The following is a 16,102-nucleotide window of genomic DNA, read 5'->3' as shown; positions in this document are numbered from 1 at the left end:
GCATCGGCCGGCAAGGTCTCTCGGGGCGCCCGGTCAGGACCTGTCGAGTTGCACCGTGGCGATCTCCCAGGCCCGCAGCGGCAGCCGGACCAGCCCGTCGCCGTCGACCGTGAGTGGCTCGCCGGCCCGGCCGAGCAGGTCGGCCCGCCACGCGCCCCGGACGGTCGCGCCGCCGAGCACGGCCGTGGTGTCCGCCGGGGTCTGCGCCACCAGCCGGACCTCGGTCCGGCCGGCCCGGTCCCGGACGCTGGTCAGCGCGACGCCGGCGCCGTCGACGGAGAGCCCGACCGCCGGCGCGGGCAGCGCGGCGCCCGGGTCGGCGGTGCCGGGGAACGCCAGCAGCTCGTGCCGGTACGCCTCGGCCGCCGCCAGCACCCCGGCCTCGTGCCAGGCACCCCGGTAGGGCAGCACCGCCAGCTCGACCGTGCGGGCGCCGCGGCACTGCGCCTCGGGCGTCGGCAGCTGCGGCCCGGCCGGCTCGTCGCGCAGGGCGTGCCGGTTGCGCGACAGCATCCCGATCGACCGCAGCACGGTGACCGCCAGCTCGCGGCCGGAGTCGGTCAGCTCGTACTCGGTGGGCTGGGTCAGCAGCACGGCGAGCGCGCCGTCCGAACCGCCGGCGGCGACGAACCCGTTGGCCGGGAAGGTGGGCAGCGGCACCTCGCCGCCACCGCCCTCCGCGGTCAGGCCGCGCGCCACGACGGCGAACTGGCCCTCGGCGTACGAGGTGTCGGCCGGTGACGGCAGCGGCAGGTGCAGCCGGACCCGGTGGTCGTCGCAGCGGTTGTCGAACTCGACGCGCAGCCGGACGAAGGGCTCGCCGCGGCGCAGCTCGACCCGGGTGGTCACGGTGATCGGCTCGCGGTCCACGGCGCGGGAGCCGGCGTCGACGTCCGCGGCGACCGGCCACCGGTACTCGCGTACCACGTCGAGGACGGCCACCAGCGGGCCGTCATGGCGCACCACGGTCCGCACCGCCCGCGGCTTGTCGACCAGTTCGTCGGCGGCCGGCGGGGCGTAGTTGTAGCTGTCGCCCACGTCGCCGCCGTCGACGATCCGGCCCACCCCGTCCACGGTCACCCCGTCCGGGGTGGACAGCGCCAGCGTGCCGTCCTCGGCGACCGCGACCCGGAGCAGGCCGTTGTCGAGGCCGCGGCCGGCCACCGTGACCGGGGCGGACGCGGGCGTCGCGGTCGCCGGGAGCGGCGCCGGGCGGACCGCGGCCTGTCCGAGCGGTGGCACGTCGACAAGCGCGGCGACGGTGGCCCGGGCAGCGGCGAGGATCCGTACCCGCCACCGGTCGGCCTGGGCGGCCGCGAGCGCCAGTCGCACGTCCTCGACGTCGAAGGCCGGGTCGCCGTGTCGGGCCACCTCGAAGGTGAGGGTCGCGTCGTCGGGGGACACCGACCAGGCGGTGACCTCCTGGCCGTACAGCTCCCGGCCGTGCACCCGGGTGAGCACGGCCGGCAGGTCGGCCGCCGGCACCACGTCGTCGGCGAGCACCGTGCGGCTGCGGTCGAGGACCTGCGCGGCCACGCTGCGGCCGGCGGCGTCGGCGAGCGTCACGCCGCCGTCGGCCGGCACCTCGACGTCCAGCCGCACCAGGGCGGTACGGGCCGCCGGGGTCGGGTTGAACAGCAGGTAGCCGTCCCGGGGCACGGCGGCGGCCAGCCGCGCGCCGACCAGGTCGCAGACCGCCCTGCCGAGCTGGTCGGCCTCGGCGAGCCGGGCCGCGACCTGCTCGGCGGTCTCGTCGCAGCCGCAGCCGGTCACCGAGTCGTGGCAGCTCGCGTCGATCAGCCGGGTCCAGGCCATGTCGAGGAAGCGCTGCACCGACCCGTCGTGGGTCAGGGCGGCGAGCGGTTCGGCGTACCGCTCGACGCGCCGCTCGGCGCGGTTCATGGCCTGCTTGAGGTGGGCGCGGACGGAGATCACGCCGGGCAGGATGTTGGCCCGCGCGTGTGAGCGCAGCTCGCCGCGGACCACCGGCAGGCCGTCGACAGTGGCCGGTTGGGTGGCGAAGTACTCGGCCAGGGTGCCCAGCCGCAGCCGGGTGCCGTCGAGGTCGGCGGTGGCCAGCAGGTCGGGGGCGTCCGGCGCCGGAGCGGCGTGGTCGGTGCCGTACATGGCCAGGACCGGGGTGTCGTCGCCGGCCGGCCGCCACCCGGCCAGCCGGTCGGCGAGGTCGCCGGCCCGGCGGGTGACCTGCGCGGCGTCCTCCATGAGGCCGGCCGCGTTGCCGTAGCCGCCGGGCAGGTACTGGGTGCGGACGGTGGTGCCGTCGGGCGCCTGCCAGGCGAAGGCGTGCTGGTGCACCCGCTCGGGCACGCCCCGGAACACGCAGGCGTGGGCCAGCCCGGCGCCCGCCAGGATCTGCGGCATCTGAGCGATGTGGCCGAACATGTCGGGCAGGTAGCCGACCGGCATGGCGCCGCCCAGGTCGGCGCTGCGGGCCAGCCCCCGTTCCAGGTTGCGGACGATGTTCTCGCCGGAGCAGAGGAACTCGTCGAGCAGGATCTGCCAGGGGCCCACCGACAGCCGGCCGGCGCGGACCAGCTCGACCACCTGCTCCCGCCGTTCCGGGCGGACCTCCAGGTAGTCGTCGACCGCGGCGAGCTGCCCGTCCAGGGTGAACCGCTGCCGTGGGTCGTGCGCCATCCGGTCGAAGACGTCGTCGAGGAGCGCCACCAGCCGCAGCCGGAACCGCTGGAACGGCTCGTACCACTCCCGGTCCCAGTGGGTGTGCGGCACCACGATGATCTCGGTCGGTCGCGTCATCAGCTCGCCGCCTCTCCGCCGATCGCCGCCCCGGTCAGCTCACCGTAGCGGCGTACCACCTGCTGGCTGGTCCGTACGTCGGCCGCGCCCTCGGCGATGCCGGTCAGCGGGGCGGTGCCCGCCGTGACCATCGCGTGGAACGCGACCAGCTCCTGCTCGAACGCCTCGGTGACCGACCGGTACGCGGCGCGCCGCTCGCCGCCGCCGTGCTCGTCCACGACAGTCAGCGTGGTCGGCGCGTTGAGCAGGTACGGCGAGGGGAACACCAGCTCCAGCGAGCCCCGGGCGTGATGCAGGGTGACCGTCTCCCGATAGGCGGGATAGTCCGGCAGGTTGAGCCACCGGATGCCGTAGCGGGCGCCGCCCGGCAGCCGCCCGCTGACCTCCACCGACGGCTCGGCCGGGCCGTCGGGAGCCAACGGCCAGGTGGCGACCTGCTCCACGGTGGCCGGTGCGCCGGTGAACAGCCGCAGCAGGGACAGGTCGTGCGAGATGCTGTTGATCAGGATCTGGTAGAGGGTGCGCGCGCCCGGATCGGTGCCGACGGCGGCGTCGAGCAGCCGCCGGTCCGCGGCGGACAGCCGGGCCACCTCCTCGGCCGGCACGTCCCCGACGGCCGGGGACAGGTTGGCGAAGCGCAGCTGCCGGTCGCCGCCGGCGTGCAGCACGGTCACCTCCACGGCGTGCACCCGCTCCGCTCCGCCGAGCTCCGCCAGCAGCCGCGCGGCCTCCGCCACCGCCGGGTCGTACTGCTTCATGTAGCCGACCATCAGCCCGGCGCCGCCGGCGCCCAGCTCGCTCAGCCGGGCCGTCTCGGCGAGCGTGTAGGCCAGCGGCTTCTCGCAGAGCACCGGCAGGCCGGCGCGCAGCGCCAGGGCGGCCAGCTCGCCGTGCGAGCCGGAAGTGGCCAGCAGCACGGCGTCGCAACCGCCGTCGGTCACCATCCGCGTCGCGTCGGTGTAGCGGCGGGCGGGCTCGACCCCGTACCGCTCGCCCAGCTCGGTCACCCGGGACGGGGACAGGTCGGCCAGCGCGACGATCTCGAACAGGTCGCCGCGGCGTTGCAGCAACGGCAGGTGTACGGCCCGGGCGATGATGCCCAGCCCGGCCACCGCGATCCGGATCCGCTTGCCCGGCTCGGTCATCCCAGCGCCTCCTCGAGCCACCGCCGGTTGGCGTGCTGGTCGGCACGGATCCGGTCGAGGTCCCGGCCGTCCTCCGGGGCGTCCTGCTCGACCACCAGCCAGCCGGTGTAGCCGATCTCGTCGAGGCCGGCGAGCACCCCGGCCAGGTCGACGTCGCCGCGGCCCAGTGCGCAGAAGCCGCCGGCGGCGACCACGTCCATGAGCCCGCCGCCGGCCGCGCGGACCCGCGCGTGGGCGGCGAGGTCGGCGTCCTTGAGGTGCACCTGGCCGATCCGGCCGGCCCAGCGGTGCACCGCGGCCACCGGGTCGCCGCCGGCCAGCGCCAGGTGCCCGGTGTCCAGGCAGATGGCGATGTCGGTCAGTTCGAGCAGCCGGTCGGCCTCCGCCTCGGTCTCCACGTCGGTGCCCAGGTGGTAGTGGAACACCGGTTCCAGGCCGCGGTCGCGGCACCGGTCGGCGGCCTGCTGCACCCGGGCCGCGAAGTCCGGCCAGGCCGCGGCGGGCAGCGCCGACGGCAGGTCGGTCGGGGTCCCCGGCCGGGCCATCCGGGCCGGGTTGCCGGGGCAGGCCAGGGTCGGCCGGGGCGCGAACCGGGCGTCGTCCGCCGGCGCGGCCGTGAACACGTCGAGCGCGGCGTCGAGCTGCACCAGGTCGGCGGCGAAGCCGGCCGGGTCGGCGAAACGCAGGTCGACCCAGCCGCCGGCCAGCCCGATGCCGGCCGTGGCCAGCCGCCGCGCGAGGGTCTCGCCGGTGCCGAGATAGCCGATGGGGCCGGAGTCCACCCCGGTGTAGCCGTCGCGGGCCAGTGCCGCGAGCAGGTCGTCGGGGCCGACGGGTGCGTCGGTGGTCCGGTAGATGCCGTAGTTGACGGGGGCGCCGGCCACCCGGGTGCGTCCGGTCAGCTGCACAGTGCGATCACCTCCATGCGGTGGGACTCCAGGACGTGCAGTCCGTCGCCGGCCGGCAGCAGGCACCGGTCGCCGCGGACCAGCCGGTGCCGCCCGTCCGGGTAGGCCAGCAGCGCGCCGTCTGCGTCGAGCGCCAGCAGTTCGTCGCCGACACGCAGCAGGAGCGGCCCGTCGGGGTCGGCGGAGACGGCGGTACGGCCGCCGCGCAGCGCGTCCAGCAGGGCGTCGCCGGGTGCGCTGTGGCGGTCGGCGAGCACCCAGGTGGTGGGGGAGCCGGGCAGCGCGTCGTCGCCGGGGCGGTGGAAGTCGCTGCCGCCGATCGGCACGATGTCCGGCCGCCACGCCCGCGCCCAGGACAGGGGGGCGCCCCAGGTGCGGTCCCACCAGCCGGAGTGCCACACCTCGACCAGCGGGGTCCGCTCGGCCAGCGGCTGGCGCCAGGCGCAGTCGCCGCCGAGGGGGTGGTTGACCGACATGAGCCCGCCGCCGCGCCGGGCGGCGGCGAGCCACTCGTCCGGCGGCCGGCGGAAGTCGACCCAGCCCACCGGGCCGAAGACGTTGGCGTGCCCCCGGTCGGTGGTCACCTCCTGGCCGGGCAGCAGGGTGATGCCGTAGCGGGCGGAGGCGTCCGGCAGCCACGGGTGGTGGCTCACGGTGTTGTGGTCGGTGACGGCGAGGAAGTCCAGGCCACGTCCGGCGGCGAGCGCGGCCAGCTCGTCGATGGTCTGCGCGCCGTCGCTGTGCACGGTGTGCGCGTGCAGGTCACCGGCGAGCCAGCGCCGGCCGTCGACGTCGGGCAGGTCGCGGCGCGGTGGGCGGTCGGGGCGGGGTGGCGCCGCGGGCGCGGGTGGCGCGGGCTCAGGCGTGGTGCTGGTGGTGGCGGTGACCTCGTAGTCCAGGCCCTCGGGTGGGATGCGGTGCAACCGCAGCAGCACCTGCCATTCGCCGGGCTCCAGCTCGCCCGGCAGGTAGCCGGGGGTGGCCCAGTCGGCGGCGACGGTGTAGCCGTCGCGGGCCCCGCCCGACCAGCCGCGGAAGCCGTCCGGTCCGACGCAGCCGAGGTCGAGCACCCCGGCCTCGCGGGGGTAGTCCAGCCGGACGGTGAGCGCGGCGGTGCCGGGCGCCACGGTGACCGGCAGGCTGCGCAGCACGCCGTCGACGCGGTCCTGGAGGGTCCACCTGCCGCGGTGCACGACCATGCTCAGCTCCGGACGGCGGCGCCGGCGCGGGGGGCCGGCACCTCGGCCGTGGCGGTGGCGGTCACCAGGGTGCCGTCCCGGTAGAGCAGCGACCGGCCGGGACGGGGTGCCACCCAGCCGGTGTCGCCCGGTTCGGGCTCGGCGCCCTCGGCCACGACGACCTGCACGCTGGTCCGCTCCGCGCCGGCGGCGTCGCCCGCGCCGGAGCCGTCCGCGCCGGTGTCGTCGGCCGGTACGTCCAGCGAGACGAGGGAGACGCTGCCCAGGTTCTCGACGACGACGACCTCGCCGGTCAGCGCGCCCGGAACGGCGGTGGGCGAGTAGTCGAGGTATTCGGGGCGGATGCCGTAGACCAGCCGCTCGCCGTCGGTGACCTGGCCGTGCGCGTCGTCGGGCAGCGGCAGCCGGGCCGAACCCACGGCCAGCTCGTCGCCGTGCACCCGGGCGTCGACGAGGTTCATCGGGGTGGAGCCGATGAAGCCGGCCACGAAGGTGTTGGCGGGGCGGCGGAACACCTCGGTGGGCGTGCCGACCTGGCGGATACGGCCGCCCTCCATCACGGCGATCCGGTCGGCCAGGGCGAGCGCCTCGGCCTGGTCGTGGGTGACGAAGACGGTGGTGACGCCGAGTTCCCGCTGGAGGCGCTTGAGGAAGGTCCGAGCCTCCAGCCGCAGCCGGGCGTCGAGGTTGGACAGCGGCTCGTCGAGCAGGAACACCTGTGGGTGGCAGGCCATCGCCCGGGCCAGGGCGACGCGCTGCTGCTGGCCGCCGGAGAGCTGCCCGGGGCGGCGCTCCAGCAGCCCGGACAGGCCGAGTTCCTCGGCGGTGTCGGCGGCCTTGCTGCCGCGGCTGCGCCGGTCGACCTTCTTGATCCGCAGCGGGTAGGCGATGTTGTCCCGCACGGTCATGTGCGGGAAGAGGGCGTAGTCCTGGAAGACCATGGCCACGTCCCGCTTGCCCGGCGGCAGGTTGGTGACGTCGCGCTCGCCGATCCGCACGCTGCCGCCGGAGGCGACCTCCAGCCCGGCGATGGTGCGCAGCAGGGTGGTCTTGCCGCAACCGGACGGGCCGAGCAGGGCGAAGAACTCCCCGTCGGCGATCTCCAGGTCGAGGGCGTCCAGGGCGCGTACCCCGTTGGGGTAGACCTTGGTCAGCTCGCGCATGGTGATGGCGGACATCAGCGCTTGATCCCTCCGTGGAAGCGGAACCCGTACCGGCTGCTGACGAAGACGAACATGAGCGCCACCGGCAGCGAGTAGAGCAGCGAGAAGGTGGAGAGCAGCCGCAGGTCGGCCTGCCCGCCCTCGGTGTAGAGGGTGTACATGATCACGGCGGCGGGGGCCTTGTCCGGCCCGCGCAGCAGCAGGAACGGCACCAGGAAGTTGCCCCAGACGTTGGCCACCGCCCAGACCCCGACGGTGGCCAGGCCGGGCCGGACCAGCGGCACCACGATGTGCCGCATGATCTGCAACGGGCTGGCGCCGAAGACCCGCGCCGACTCCTCGTAGGACGTCGGGGTGGAGTCCATGAAGTCCTTGAGGATGAAGATGGCCGCCGGCAACAGCCCGCCGCTGAGGATCAGGATGACGCCGAGCCGGGAGTCGATCAGGTTGAGCCGGAAGGCCAGCTCGAACAGCGGCACCATGGTGGCGGTGCCCGTGACGATCGACGAGAGCAGCAGCAGCCCGTAGAGCAGCGCGTCGCGGCCGGGCACCCGCACCCGGCTCAGCGCGTACGCGGCGAGCGCCGCGAACGTCACCACCAGCGCCGCGGTGCCGGCCGCCAGGTAGACCGAGTTGAGCAGCGAGCTCAGCGCGTACGGGTTGTCGAGCAGCGCGCGGAAGTTGTCCAGGGTGAACCGCGGCAGCGAGGCCGTCACCGTCGGGGTGTCGTCGAACGGGGCGGTGGCCAGCCACAGCAGCGGCAGCGCGAAGAAGCCCAGCACGGCGCAGAGGAACGTGTAGCGGCCGATCTGGGCGAGCAGGTGGCGTACTGCGACGGTGGGCCGGGTCGACCCGGTGGTGGGCGCGGGCGCCGTGTCGGTGGTCACGCCGCCTCCTTCCGCCGGCCCAGCATGCGCAGGTAGACCAGCGCCATGACCAGGTTGATGAGCAGCATGACGAACGAGATGGCGGCGCCGAAGCCGAGCTCGCCGCCGGAGAGCGCCACCTTGTAGACGTAGACCGGCAGAATCTCCGAGCGCTGCTCGGGCCCGCCGGCGGTGATCAGGAACGGCGCGAAGTCGTTGAACGTCCAGAGGCTGATCAGCAGCAGGTTGGTGAGCACGTGCCCGCGGATGCGGGGGAAGACCACGTCGCGCAGTTGCTGCCAGGTCGAGGCGCCGGCCAGCCGGGCGGTCTCCAGGTGGGAGCGGGGGACGTTCTCCAGCGCGGCCGCGTAGAGCATCATCGAGAACGCGGTGCCGCGCCAGGTGTTGAACACGATGATCGACAGCATCGGGTGGTCCAGCAGCCAGGCCGTCCCGGGGATGCCGAGCAGCGCGTTGAGCGTGCCGGCGTCCCGGTCGAGCAGGGCGATCCACAGGAAGGCGACCACCGAGCTGGGCAGGATCCAGGAGAGCAGGACGAACCCTTCGACCAACCGGCGCAGCGGGCCGCGGCGGTCGCGCAGCGCGAACGCGATGGCGAACCCGAGACCGGCCTGGCCGATGACCGCCGAGCCGAGGACGAACTGCAGGGTCAGCAGCAGCGAGGTGCGGAACCGTTCGTCGCCGAGGGCCTGGGTGTAGTTGTCCAGGCCGACGACCTCGGGGTGGGCGGCGGCCAGGCCGGTCAGCCGGTAGTTGGTGACGCCCAGGTAGATCGTCCAGGCGGCCGGGACCACGAGGAAGACCAGGATGAGCACCATGGCCGGGACGAGGAATCCGGTGGCCCGGGCCCGGCCGAGGCCGGCGGCGTCGGGGGCGGGGGAGGCGCCCGTGACCGGGCGCGCTCCCTCGACCACCTCGTCAGGAGGTGACGTTACCTGGACCACCGACGAACCCTTCGACCTTCTTCTGGTACGCGGCGGCCGCCTCGTCGGCGCTCTTGCCCGAGGCGGCCGCGGCGGTCGCCTCCTGGAGCGCCACGGACACCTGCGGGTACACCGCCAGCGGCGGCCGGTACGCGGTCAGCGGCAGCACCTTCTCGGTGACGAAGCTGAGCATCGGGTCGCCCGCGAGGACCTCCTTGTTGACGTCCTGCCGGGCGGTGATGCGCGCCTCGCCGGCGAGTTCGGCCTTGACCGCCTCGGCGGAGTGCATGAACGACAGCAGTTCCCACGCCTGCGAGGGGAACTTGGAGTTGGGGTTGAGCACCCGGACGCCGCCACCGGACATGCTGACGAAGTCCTGGCCGCGGATGCCCGCGCCGGGCTGCTTGGCGGGGATCATGGCGTACCCCACCGTGGTGTCCCGGTCGGCCATCTTGGCGATGCCGCTCTTCGGGTTGATGACGCTGCGCCAGAAGTAGTCGCCCTCGGCCAGGATGCCGATCTTGCCGGCGGCGAACTCGGCGAACGACTTGTCGCGCCCCTTGGCCTCCTGCTGGAGCTTCGGGTCGCCCAGGCCGCCGCCGTAGACCTTGGTGTAGAAGTCGAGCATGTCCTTGACCGGCTGGGTGGCGCCGGCCCACTTGCCGTCCTTGTAGATCTCGCCGCCCGCGCCCACCAGCAGCGGCAGCGCGCCCTGCATGGAGGTGGCCTCGCCCATCGCGGTGCCGGCGTTGATCTGGATCGGGGTCACCCCGGGCAGCGCCTTGAGCTTCGTGCCGGCGTCGAGGATCTCCTGCCAGCTCTTCGGCTGCCAGTCCGCGGGCAGGCCGGCCTGGGCGAAGAGCTTCTTGTTGTAGTAGAGGACCCGCCCGTCGGTGCCGAGCGGGATGCCGTAGCGCTTGTCCTCGAACGAGCCGAGGCCCTGCACGGTCTCCGGGATCTGGGACCAGCCCTCCCAGGAGTCGGCCTGCTTCCCGGCCACCTCGGACAGCGGCTTGAGGTAACCGGCCTGGACGAACTCGCCGACCCAGATGCCGTCGACGGCGATCACGTCGGCGCCGCCCTTGGAGCGCAGGTCCAGGGCCAGCTTGGTCTTGTACTGCTCGTCGTCGACGCCGCTGGGCACGAACGTCACCTTGGCGGTGACGCCCTTGGCCTTCTGCGCCTCGACGAACTTGGGGATGACCCACTTCTCGATCCACTCCGCGCCGGCGGAGTTCTTACCGCCCACGATGGAGTTCGCGGAAATGGTGAGGGTGATGTTCTTGGCGTCCTTACCGGCGGGCTCGTCGGAGCCGCCGCAGGCCGTGGCGGCGAGGGCGACGGCGGTGAGCGCGGCGAGCGCGCCCGTCGCGCGTCTCGGCTTGGCTGACATGGGCTGTTTCCCTTCGCAAGGAGTGACTTCGAAGAGACTCGCGGGGTCGTCCCGCCGGCCGCACGTCCGCCGCCGGCGGTGCTTGCGGCCACAATGTCATGACAGCTTTACGACGTAAATACCTGTCACTGAAATGAGCGCGAAACATCCACCGTCACCGCTCGGCGACGGTCACCTCGAGGGAGTAGCGGCTGGCCCGGTAGATGTGCGCGCCGTGCTCGACGTAGCGGCCCTGGTCGTCGTACGCGGTGCGGGTCATGGTGAGCAGGGGCGCGCCGCGCCGCTCGCCCAGCATCTGCGCCTCGGCGGCGGTGGCGGCCCGCGCCCCGATCCGCTGGTGGGCGCCGCGGATCCGCCGCCCGCCGGCGCGCAGGATCGCGTAGAGGCCGTCGGCCTGGAGGGCCGCCATGGTGAGCCGCGGCAGGTCGACCGGGAGCCAGTTCTCCATGAGCGCGAGGGGCTCCCCGTCGGAGAAGCGCAGCCGGCGCAGGTGCTGCACCTCGCCGCCGGGTGGCAGGCCGAGCGCCTCGGCGACCGCCGGCGGGCAGGCCACCGTCGCCAGTTCCAGCACCGAGGTGGACGGCCGCTGCCCGGCGCGCACCAGGTCGTCGTGCAGGCTGGTCAGCTCGACGGCCCGGCGCACCTCACCCCGGACCACCTGGGTGCCCACGCCGCGCCGGCGCACGATCAGTCCCTTGTCGACGAGGTGCTGGATCGCCTGGCGCACGGTGGGCCGGGACAACCCGAGCCGGTCGGCCAGTTGCAACTCGCTGTCCAGGCGGTCACCCGGGGCCAGGTCACCGCGCTGGATCGCCGCGGCGAACTGCTCCGCGACCTGGAAGTAGAGCGGGACCGGGCTGCTGCGGTCGACCGCGATCTCGGGGCCGGTCACGGAAACCTCCTCGCTGCGGCTGCGGGGATCGGGCGTGCTGACGGCCGTCACTGTACCGAAGCGCTCACCCAGCGCAGAGGGCAGATGTCATGACAACACATTGACACAACTCATGAGGCACTGTTACCAATCAGGGACGGGATCGAGCTGGCGGAACGCCGACGCCGCCGGGACGGAGGGCGCCGCATGCTCGATGTGCTCACCATCGGCCGGGTCGGGGTGGACATCTATCCGTTGCAGGTCGCCACGCCGCTGGCCGAGGTCGAGACGTTCGGCAGATTCCTCGGCGGCAGCCCCACCAACGTGGCGGTCGCGGCCAGCCGGCAGGGACTGCGCGCCGGCGTGATCACCCGCACCGGCGCCGACGCGTTCGCCGACTACGTGCACCGGGCGCTGCGTGAGTTCGGAGTGGACGACAGCCACGTCCGCCCGGTCGACGGGCTGCCCACCCCGATCACCTTCTGCGAGATCTTCCCGCCGGACCACTTCCCGCTCTGGTTCTACCGCACCCCCACCGCCCCGGACCTCCAGATCCGCCCCGAGGAACTGGACCTCGACGCGATCGTCTCGGCCCGCGTCTTCTGGCTCACCGGCACCGGCCTGTGCCAGCAGCCCAGCCGCGACGCGCACGCGGCCGCGCTCGCCGCCCGGGCCGGCCGCCCGCACACCGTGCTGGACCTGGACTACCGGCCGATGTTCTGGCCCGACCCGGCGACCGCGACCGCGGCCGTCGCCGAGGCGCTGCCCCGGGTCACCGTCGCCGTCGGCAACCTCGACGAGGTGGAGATCGCCGTCGGCACCCGCGACCCGGACCGGGCCGCCGACCTGCTGCTCGAACGCGGACCCCGGCTCGCCGTGGTCAAGCTCGGACCGGCGGGCGTGCTGGCCCGCACCGCGGAGGAGAGCGTACGGGTGCCGCCCGTGCCGGTCGACGTGGTCAACGGGCTCGGCGCCGGCGACGCGTTCGGCGGCGCGCTCTGCCTCGGGCTGCTGCGCGGCTGGCCGCTGGAGCGGACCCTGCGCTTCGCCAACGCCGCCGGGGCGATCGTGGCCTCCCACCTGGCCTGCTCCGCCGCCATGCCCGACTACGCCGAGACCGAGGCGATCGCCGGGGGCGCCGCGCCGGGTCCGGCGTCGTCGACCGCCGTCCTGACAGGAGAAGACCGGTGAGCACCGAGTACGAGGCGCTGACCCGCACCCGCGCGCACCGGCCGCAGGCGATCGCCGAAGCCGCCGCCCGCCGTACCCGCCGGCCCTGGCCCGAACCCGGCCGGCCGTTGTTCGTCATCGCCGCCGACCACCCGGCCCGCGGCGCCCTCGGGGTACGCGACCGGCCGATGGCCATGGCCGTTCGGGCCGACCTGCTCGACCGGCTGCGCGTGGCGCTGTCCCGGCCCGGCGTCGACGGCGTGCTCGGCACCCCGGACGTCCTGGAGGACCTGCTGCTGCTCGGTGCGCTGGAGAACCGCCTGGCCATCGGCTCGATGAACCGCGGCGGGCTGTCCGGCGCCACCTTCGAACTCGACGACCGGTTCACCGCCTACGACGCCGACAGCATCGCCGCCATGCGCTACGACGGCGGCAAGATGCTCTGCCGGATCGACCCGGACGACCCCGGCACCGCCTCGACCCTCCAGGCGTGCGCCCGGGCGGTCACCGCGCTCGCCGCGCACCGCACCGTGGCCCTGGTCGAGCCGCTCTGGGTCACCCGCGACGGCCGCCGGGTCAGCGCCGACCTGCGCCCCGAGGCGGTCATCAAGGGCGTCAGCGTCGGGCAGGCGCTCGGCGCGACCAGTGCGTACACCTGGCTGAAGCTGCCGGCCGTCGACGAGATGGAGCAGGTCATGGCCGCGACCACGCTGCCGGTCCTGCTGCTCGGCGGCGACCCGGTGGAGGCGCCCGACGCGGTCTACGCGCGGTGGTCGCGGGCGCTGCGGCTGCCCGGCGTGCGCGGCCTCGTGGTCGGCCGGGCGCTGCTCTACCCGCCCGACGACGACGTGGCCGCCGCCGTCGACCTGGCCGGCTCGCTGCTGCCCACCGGGCAGGACGCGTGAGGACCGGCGACGGGCACCTGCCCTGGGGCGGCACGGTCCGGGCGCCGTGGGCGCTGGAGGTCACCCCCGAGCGGGCCGGCTGGACCTACGCCGGCCTGCGGGTGCTCACCCTGCCCGCCGGCGGCGAGGTCAGCTTCGCCACCGGCGACGAGGAGATGCTGGTCCTGCCGCTGGCCGGCGCCGCCACCGTGCACTGCGACGGGCTGCGGCTCGCGCTGACCGGGCGTGAGTCGGTGTTCGCCGCGGTCACCGACTTCGCCTACCTGCCCCGGGACGCCGACGTGACGATCCGCGGCGCGGGACGCTTCGCGCTGCCGTCGGCGCGGGCCACCCGCCGGCTGTCGCCCCGCTACGGCGCGGCCCGGGACGTGCCGGTGGAACTGCGCGGCGCCGGGCCGGCCAGCCGGCAGGTCAACAACTTCTGCGCGCCCGACGCCTTCGACTGCGACCGGCTCGTCGCCGTGGAGGTGCTCACGCCCGGCGGGAACTGGTCGTCGTACCCGCCGCACAAGCACGAGCAGGACCGCACGTACGACGACGGGCGGGTGGAGGCCGCGCTGGAGGAGGTCTACTACTTCGAGGTGGCCGGCGGCGAGCCCGGTGCGGGTCCGGTCGGCTACCAGCGGGTCTACGGCACCGCCGAGCGGCCGATCGACGTGCTCGCCGAGGTGCGCACCGGCGACGTGGTGCTCGTCCCCTACGGCTACCACGGCCCGTCGATGGCCGCCCCCGGCTACGACCTGTACTACCTCAACGTGCTGGCCGGACCCGGCGCCACCCGGACGATGGCCTGTGTGGACGATCCCCGACACGGCTGGATCCGGGGCAGTTGGGCCGGCCGGCCGGTGGACCCGCGGCTGCCGCTGACCCGGCCCGGAACGAAAGAGGCGTGATGCCCAGGTTGACGGTCGCGCAGGCGCTCGTGACGTTCCTGTCCCGGCAGTTCTCCGAACGCGACGGGCGGCGGCAGCGGCTCGTTCCGGCCTGCTTCGGCATCTTCGGCCACGGCAACGTCGCCGGGCTCGGCGAGGCCCTGGCCGGCGCGGGCGCCGACCTGCCGTACCACCTCTGCCGCACCGAGCAGGGCATGGTGCACACGGCGGCCGCGTACGCCCGGATGACCGACCGGCTCAGCACCCTGGCCTGCACCACCTCGATCGGCCCCGGCGCGACCAACCTGGTCACCGGCGCCGCCGGCGCCACCATCAACCGGCTGCCGGTGCTGCTCCTGCCCGGCGACATCTTCGCCACCCGGGTGGCCAACCCGGTGCTCCAGGAGCTGGAGGACGCCCGCTCCTACGACGTCAGCGTCACCGACGCGCTGCGGCCGGTCTCCCGCTACTGGGACCGGATCAACCGCCCGGAACAACTGCCGGCCGCGCTGCTGGCCGCCATGCGGGTGCTCACCGACCCGGCCGAGACCGGCGCGGTCACCCTCGCGCTGCCGCAGGACGTGCAGGCCGAGGCGTACGACTGGCCCGACGAGCTGTTCGCCGAACGGCTCTGGCACGTGCCGCGCCCCCGCGCCGACGAGGCGGCGCTGGACCGGGCGGCCGCGATCGTGCGGACGGCCCGCCGGCCGCTGCTGGTGGCCGGCGGCGGGGTGATCTACAGCGGGGCCACCGGCGTGCTGCGCCGGTTCGCCGAGGAGCACGGGGTGCCGGTGGCCGAGTCCCAGGCCGGCACCGGCGCGCTGCCGCACGACCACCCGCTCGCGCTCGGCGCGGTCGGCGTCACCGGGACCACCGCGGCCAACGAGATCGCGGCCGGCACCGACGTGGTGATCGGGGTGGGCACCCGCTACAGCGACTTCACCACCGCCTCCGGCACCCTCTTCGGTGGCGGAGCACGCTTCGTGAACCTCAACGTCACCGGCTTCGACGCGGCGAAACTGTCCGGCACGCAGGTCGTCGGCGACGCCCGGGAGAGCCTCGCCGCCCTCGACGCGGCCTGCGCCGGCTGGGACACCGAGCCGGCGTACCGGGAGTCGGTGGCCCGGCTGCGCGAGCGGTGGACGGCCGTGGCGGACGCCGCCCGGCACGCCGACCCGGACGCGTCGCCCACCCAGACCGCGGTGATCGGCGCCGTCAACGACGCCGCCGGCCCTCGCGGCGTGGTGGTGTGCGCCGCCGGGTCCATGCCCGGTGACCTGCACCGGCTGTGGCGCAGCCGCGACCCCAAGAGCTACCACGTCGAGTACGGCTACTCCTGCATGGGCTACGAGATCGCCGGCGGGATCGGGGTGAAGCTGGCCGCGCCCGAGCGCGAGGTGTTCGTGCTGGTCGGCGACGGGTCCTACCTGATGCTGCCGAGCGAGCTGGCCACCGCGGTCGCCGAGGGCGTCAAGCTGGTCGTGGTGCTGGTCGACAACTCCGGCTTCGCCTCGATCGGCCGGCTGTCGGAGAGCGTCGGCGCGCACCGGCTCGGCACCGCCTACACCGACCGCGCCGGGGAGCCGCTGCCGGTCGACCTCGGCGCCAACGCGGCCAGCCTCGGCGCCGACCTGATCCGGGTGTCGACCATGGCGCAGCTCCGGGCGGCGCTGGCGACGGCGACGGCGGCCACCCGGACCACGGTGGTGCACGTGCCGACCGACCGGTTCGAGGCCGGCCCGGACGCCGGCGCCTGGTGGGACGTGCCGGTCGCCGAGGTCTCGACCACCGCCGACGGGCGAGCCGCCCGGGCCGCGTACGAGGCGGGCCGCAAGAACCGGCGCACCCGGCTACGTCCCGCCTGACCGATTTCGTCATTCTTCCGGTC

The 16,102-nt window shown here is 74.6% G+C and carries 13 protein-coding genes; 4 read left to right on the top strand and 9 right to left on the bottom strand.

All coding sequences use genetic code 11. The annotated features are described in order from the left end of the window. Positions 1-33: 33 nt before the first annotated feature. The 9 genes from FXF50_RS23755 to FXF50_RS23715 all read right to left on the bottom strand — a co-directional run bounded on the left by FXF50_RS23755 (position 34) and on the right by FXF50_RS23715 (position 11,288). The gene (locus tag FXF50_RS23755; protein ID WP_148431083.1) at positions 34-2,778 is read right to left on the bottom strand and encodes a glycoside hydrolase family 38 C-terminal domain-containing protein; all 2,745 of its coding nucleotides are present in this window, start codon (positions 2,776-2,778) and stop codon (positions 34-36) included. Then, positions 2,778-3,923, bottom strand: a complete 1,146-nt coding sequence (locus FXF50_RS23750) for a Gfo/Idh/MocA family protein (RefSeq protein ID WP_148431082.1) — start codon at positions 3,921-3,923, stop codon at positions 2,778-2,780. Before FXF50_RS23750 ends, FXF50_RS23755 begins: the two co-directional genes overlap by 1 nt. Further along, complete coding sequence (locus tag FXF50_RS23745; protein ID WP_222866094.1) at positions 3,920-4,831, bottom strand: sugar phosphate isomerase/epimerase; 912 nt, start codon at positions 4,829-4,831, stop codon at positions 3,920-3,922. The genes FXF50_RS23750 and FXF50_RS23745 overlap by 4 nt, the downstream gene beginning before the upstream one ends. Continuing rightward, positions 4,822-6,030, bottom strand: a complete 1,209-nt coding sequence (locus tag FXF50_RS23740; protein ID WP_148431081.1) for a CehA/McbA family metallohydrolase — start codon at positions 6,028-6,030, stop codon at positions 4,822-4,824. Before FXF50_RS23740 ends, FXF50_RS23745 begins: the two co-directional genes overlap by 10 nt. A gap of 2 nt (positions 6,031-6,032) precedes the next feature. Beyond that, positions 6,033-7,208, bottom strand: coding sequence for an ABC transporter ATP-binding protein (locus FXF50_RS23735; RefSeq protein WP_148431080.1), 1,176 nt, complete (start codon positions 7,206-7,208; stop codon positions 6,033-6,035). Continuing rightward, the gene (locus FXF50_RS23730) at positions 7,208-8,080 is read right to left on the bottom strand and encodes a carbohydrate ABC transporter permease (protein ID WP_222866093.1); all 873 of its coding nucleotides are present in this window, start codon (positions 8,078-8,080) and stop codon (positions 7,208-7,210) included. Before FXF50_RS23730 ends, FXF50_RS23735 begins: the two co-directional genes overlap by 1 nt. Then, complete coding sequence (locus tag FXF50_RS23725) at positions 8,077-9,024, bottom strand: carbohydrate ABC transporter permease (protein WP_222866092.1); 948 nt, start codon at positions 9,022-9,024, stop codon at positions 8,077-8,079. Before FXF50_RS23725 ends, FXF50_RS23730 begins: the two co-directional genes overlap by 4 nt. Beyond that, entirely contained in the window at positions 8,999-10,396 is a 1,398-nt protein-coding gene (locus FXF50_RS23720) for an extracellular solute-binding protein (protein WP_148431079.1), read from the bottom strand. Before FXF50_RS23720 ends, FXF50_RS23725 begins: the two co-directional genes overlap by 26 nt. 154 nt (positions 10,397-10,550) lie before the next feature. After that, the gene (locus tag FXF50_RS23715) at positions 10,551-11,288 is read right to left on the bottom strand and encodes a GntR family transcriptional regulator (protein ID WP_148431078.1); all 738 of its coding nucleotides are present in this window, start codon (positions 11,286-11,288) and stop codon (positions 10,551-10,553) included. Between the two features lie 186 nt (positions 11,289-11,474). On the opposite strand from FXF50_RS23715, the gene iolC reads away from it, so the two are divergent. The 4 genes from iolC to iolD are packed head-to-tail and all read left to right on the top strand — an operon-like array spanning position 11,475 to position 16,079. Then, complete coding sequence (iolC, locus tag FXF50_RS23710; protein WP_148431077.1) at positions 11,475-12,458, top strand: 5-dehydro-2-deoxygluconokinase; 984 nt, start codon at positions 11,475-11,477, stop codon at positions 12,456-12,458. Next, positions 12,455-13,342, top strand: a complete 888-nt coding sequence (locus FXF50_RS23705) for a deoxyribose-phosphate aldolase (RefSeq protein WP_148431076.1) — start codon at positions 12,455-12,457, stop codon at positions 13,340-13,342. Before iolC ends, FXF50_RS23705 begins: the two co-directional genes overlap by 4 nt. Beyond that, positions 13,339-14,235, top strand: a complete 897-nt coding sequence (gene iolB / locus FXF50_RS23700) for a 5-deoxy-glucuronate isomerase (RefSeq protein WP_148431075.1) — start codon at positions 13,339-13,341, stop codon at positions 14,233-14,235. Before FXF50_RS23705 ends, iolB begins: the two co-directional genes overlap by 4 nt. Next, complete coding sequence (iolD, locus tag FXF50_RS23695) at positions 14,235-16,079, top strand: 3D-(3,5/4)-trihydroxycyclohexane-1,2-dione acylhydrolase (decyclizing) (protein WP_148431074.1); 1,845 nt, start codon at positions 14,235-14,237, stop codon at positions 16,077-16,079. Before iolB ends, iolD begins: the two co-directional genes overlap by 1 nt. The last annotated feature ends 23 nt before the right edge of the window (positions 16,080-16,102 follow it).

Source organism: Micromonospora sp. AP08 (genome assembly GCF_008085935.1).
Taxonomy (GTDB): Bacteria; Actinomycetota; Actinomycetes; order Mycobacteriales; family Micromonosporaceae; genus Micromonospora; species Micromonospora chersina.
The sequence above is the reverse complement of the archived record's forward strand: the minus strand, read 5'-3'. Positions and strand labels throughout refer to the sequence as shown.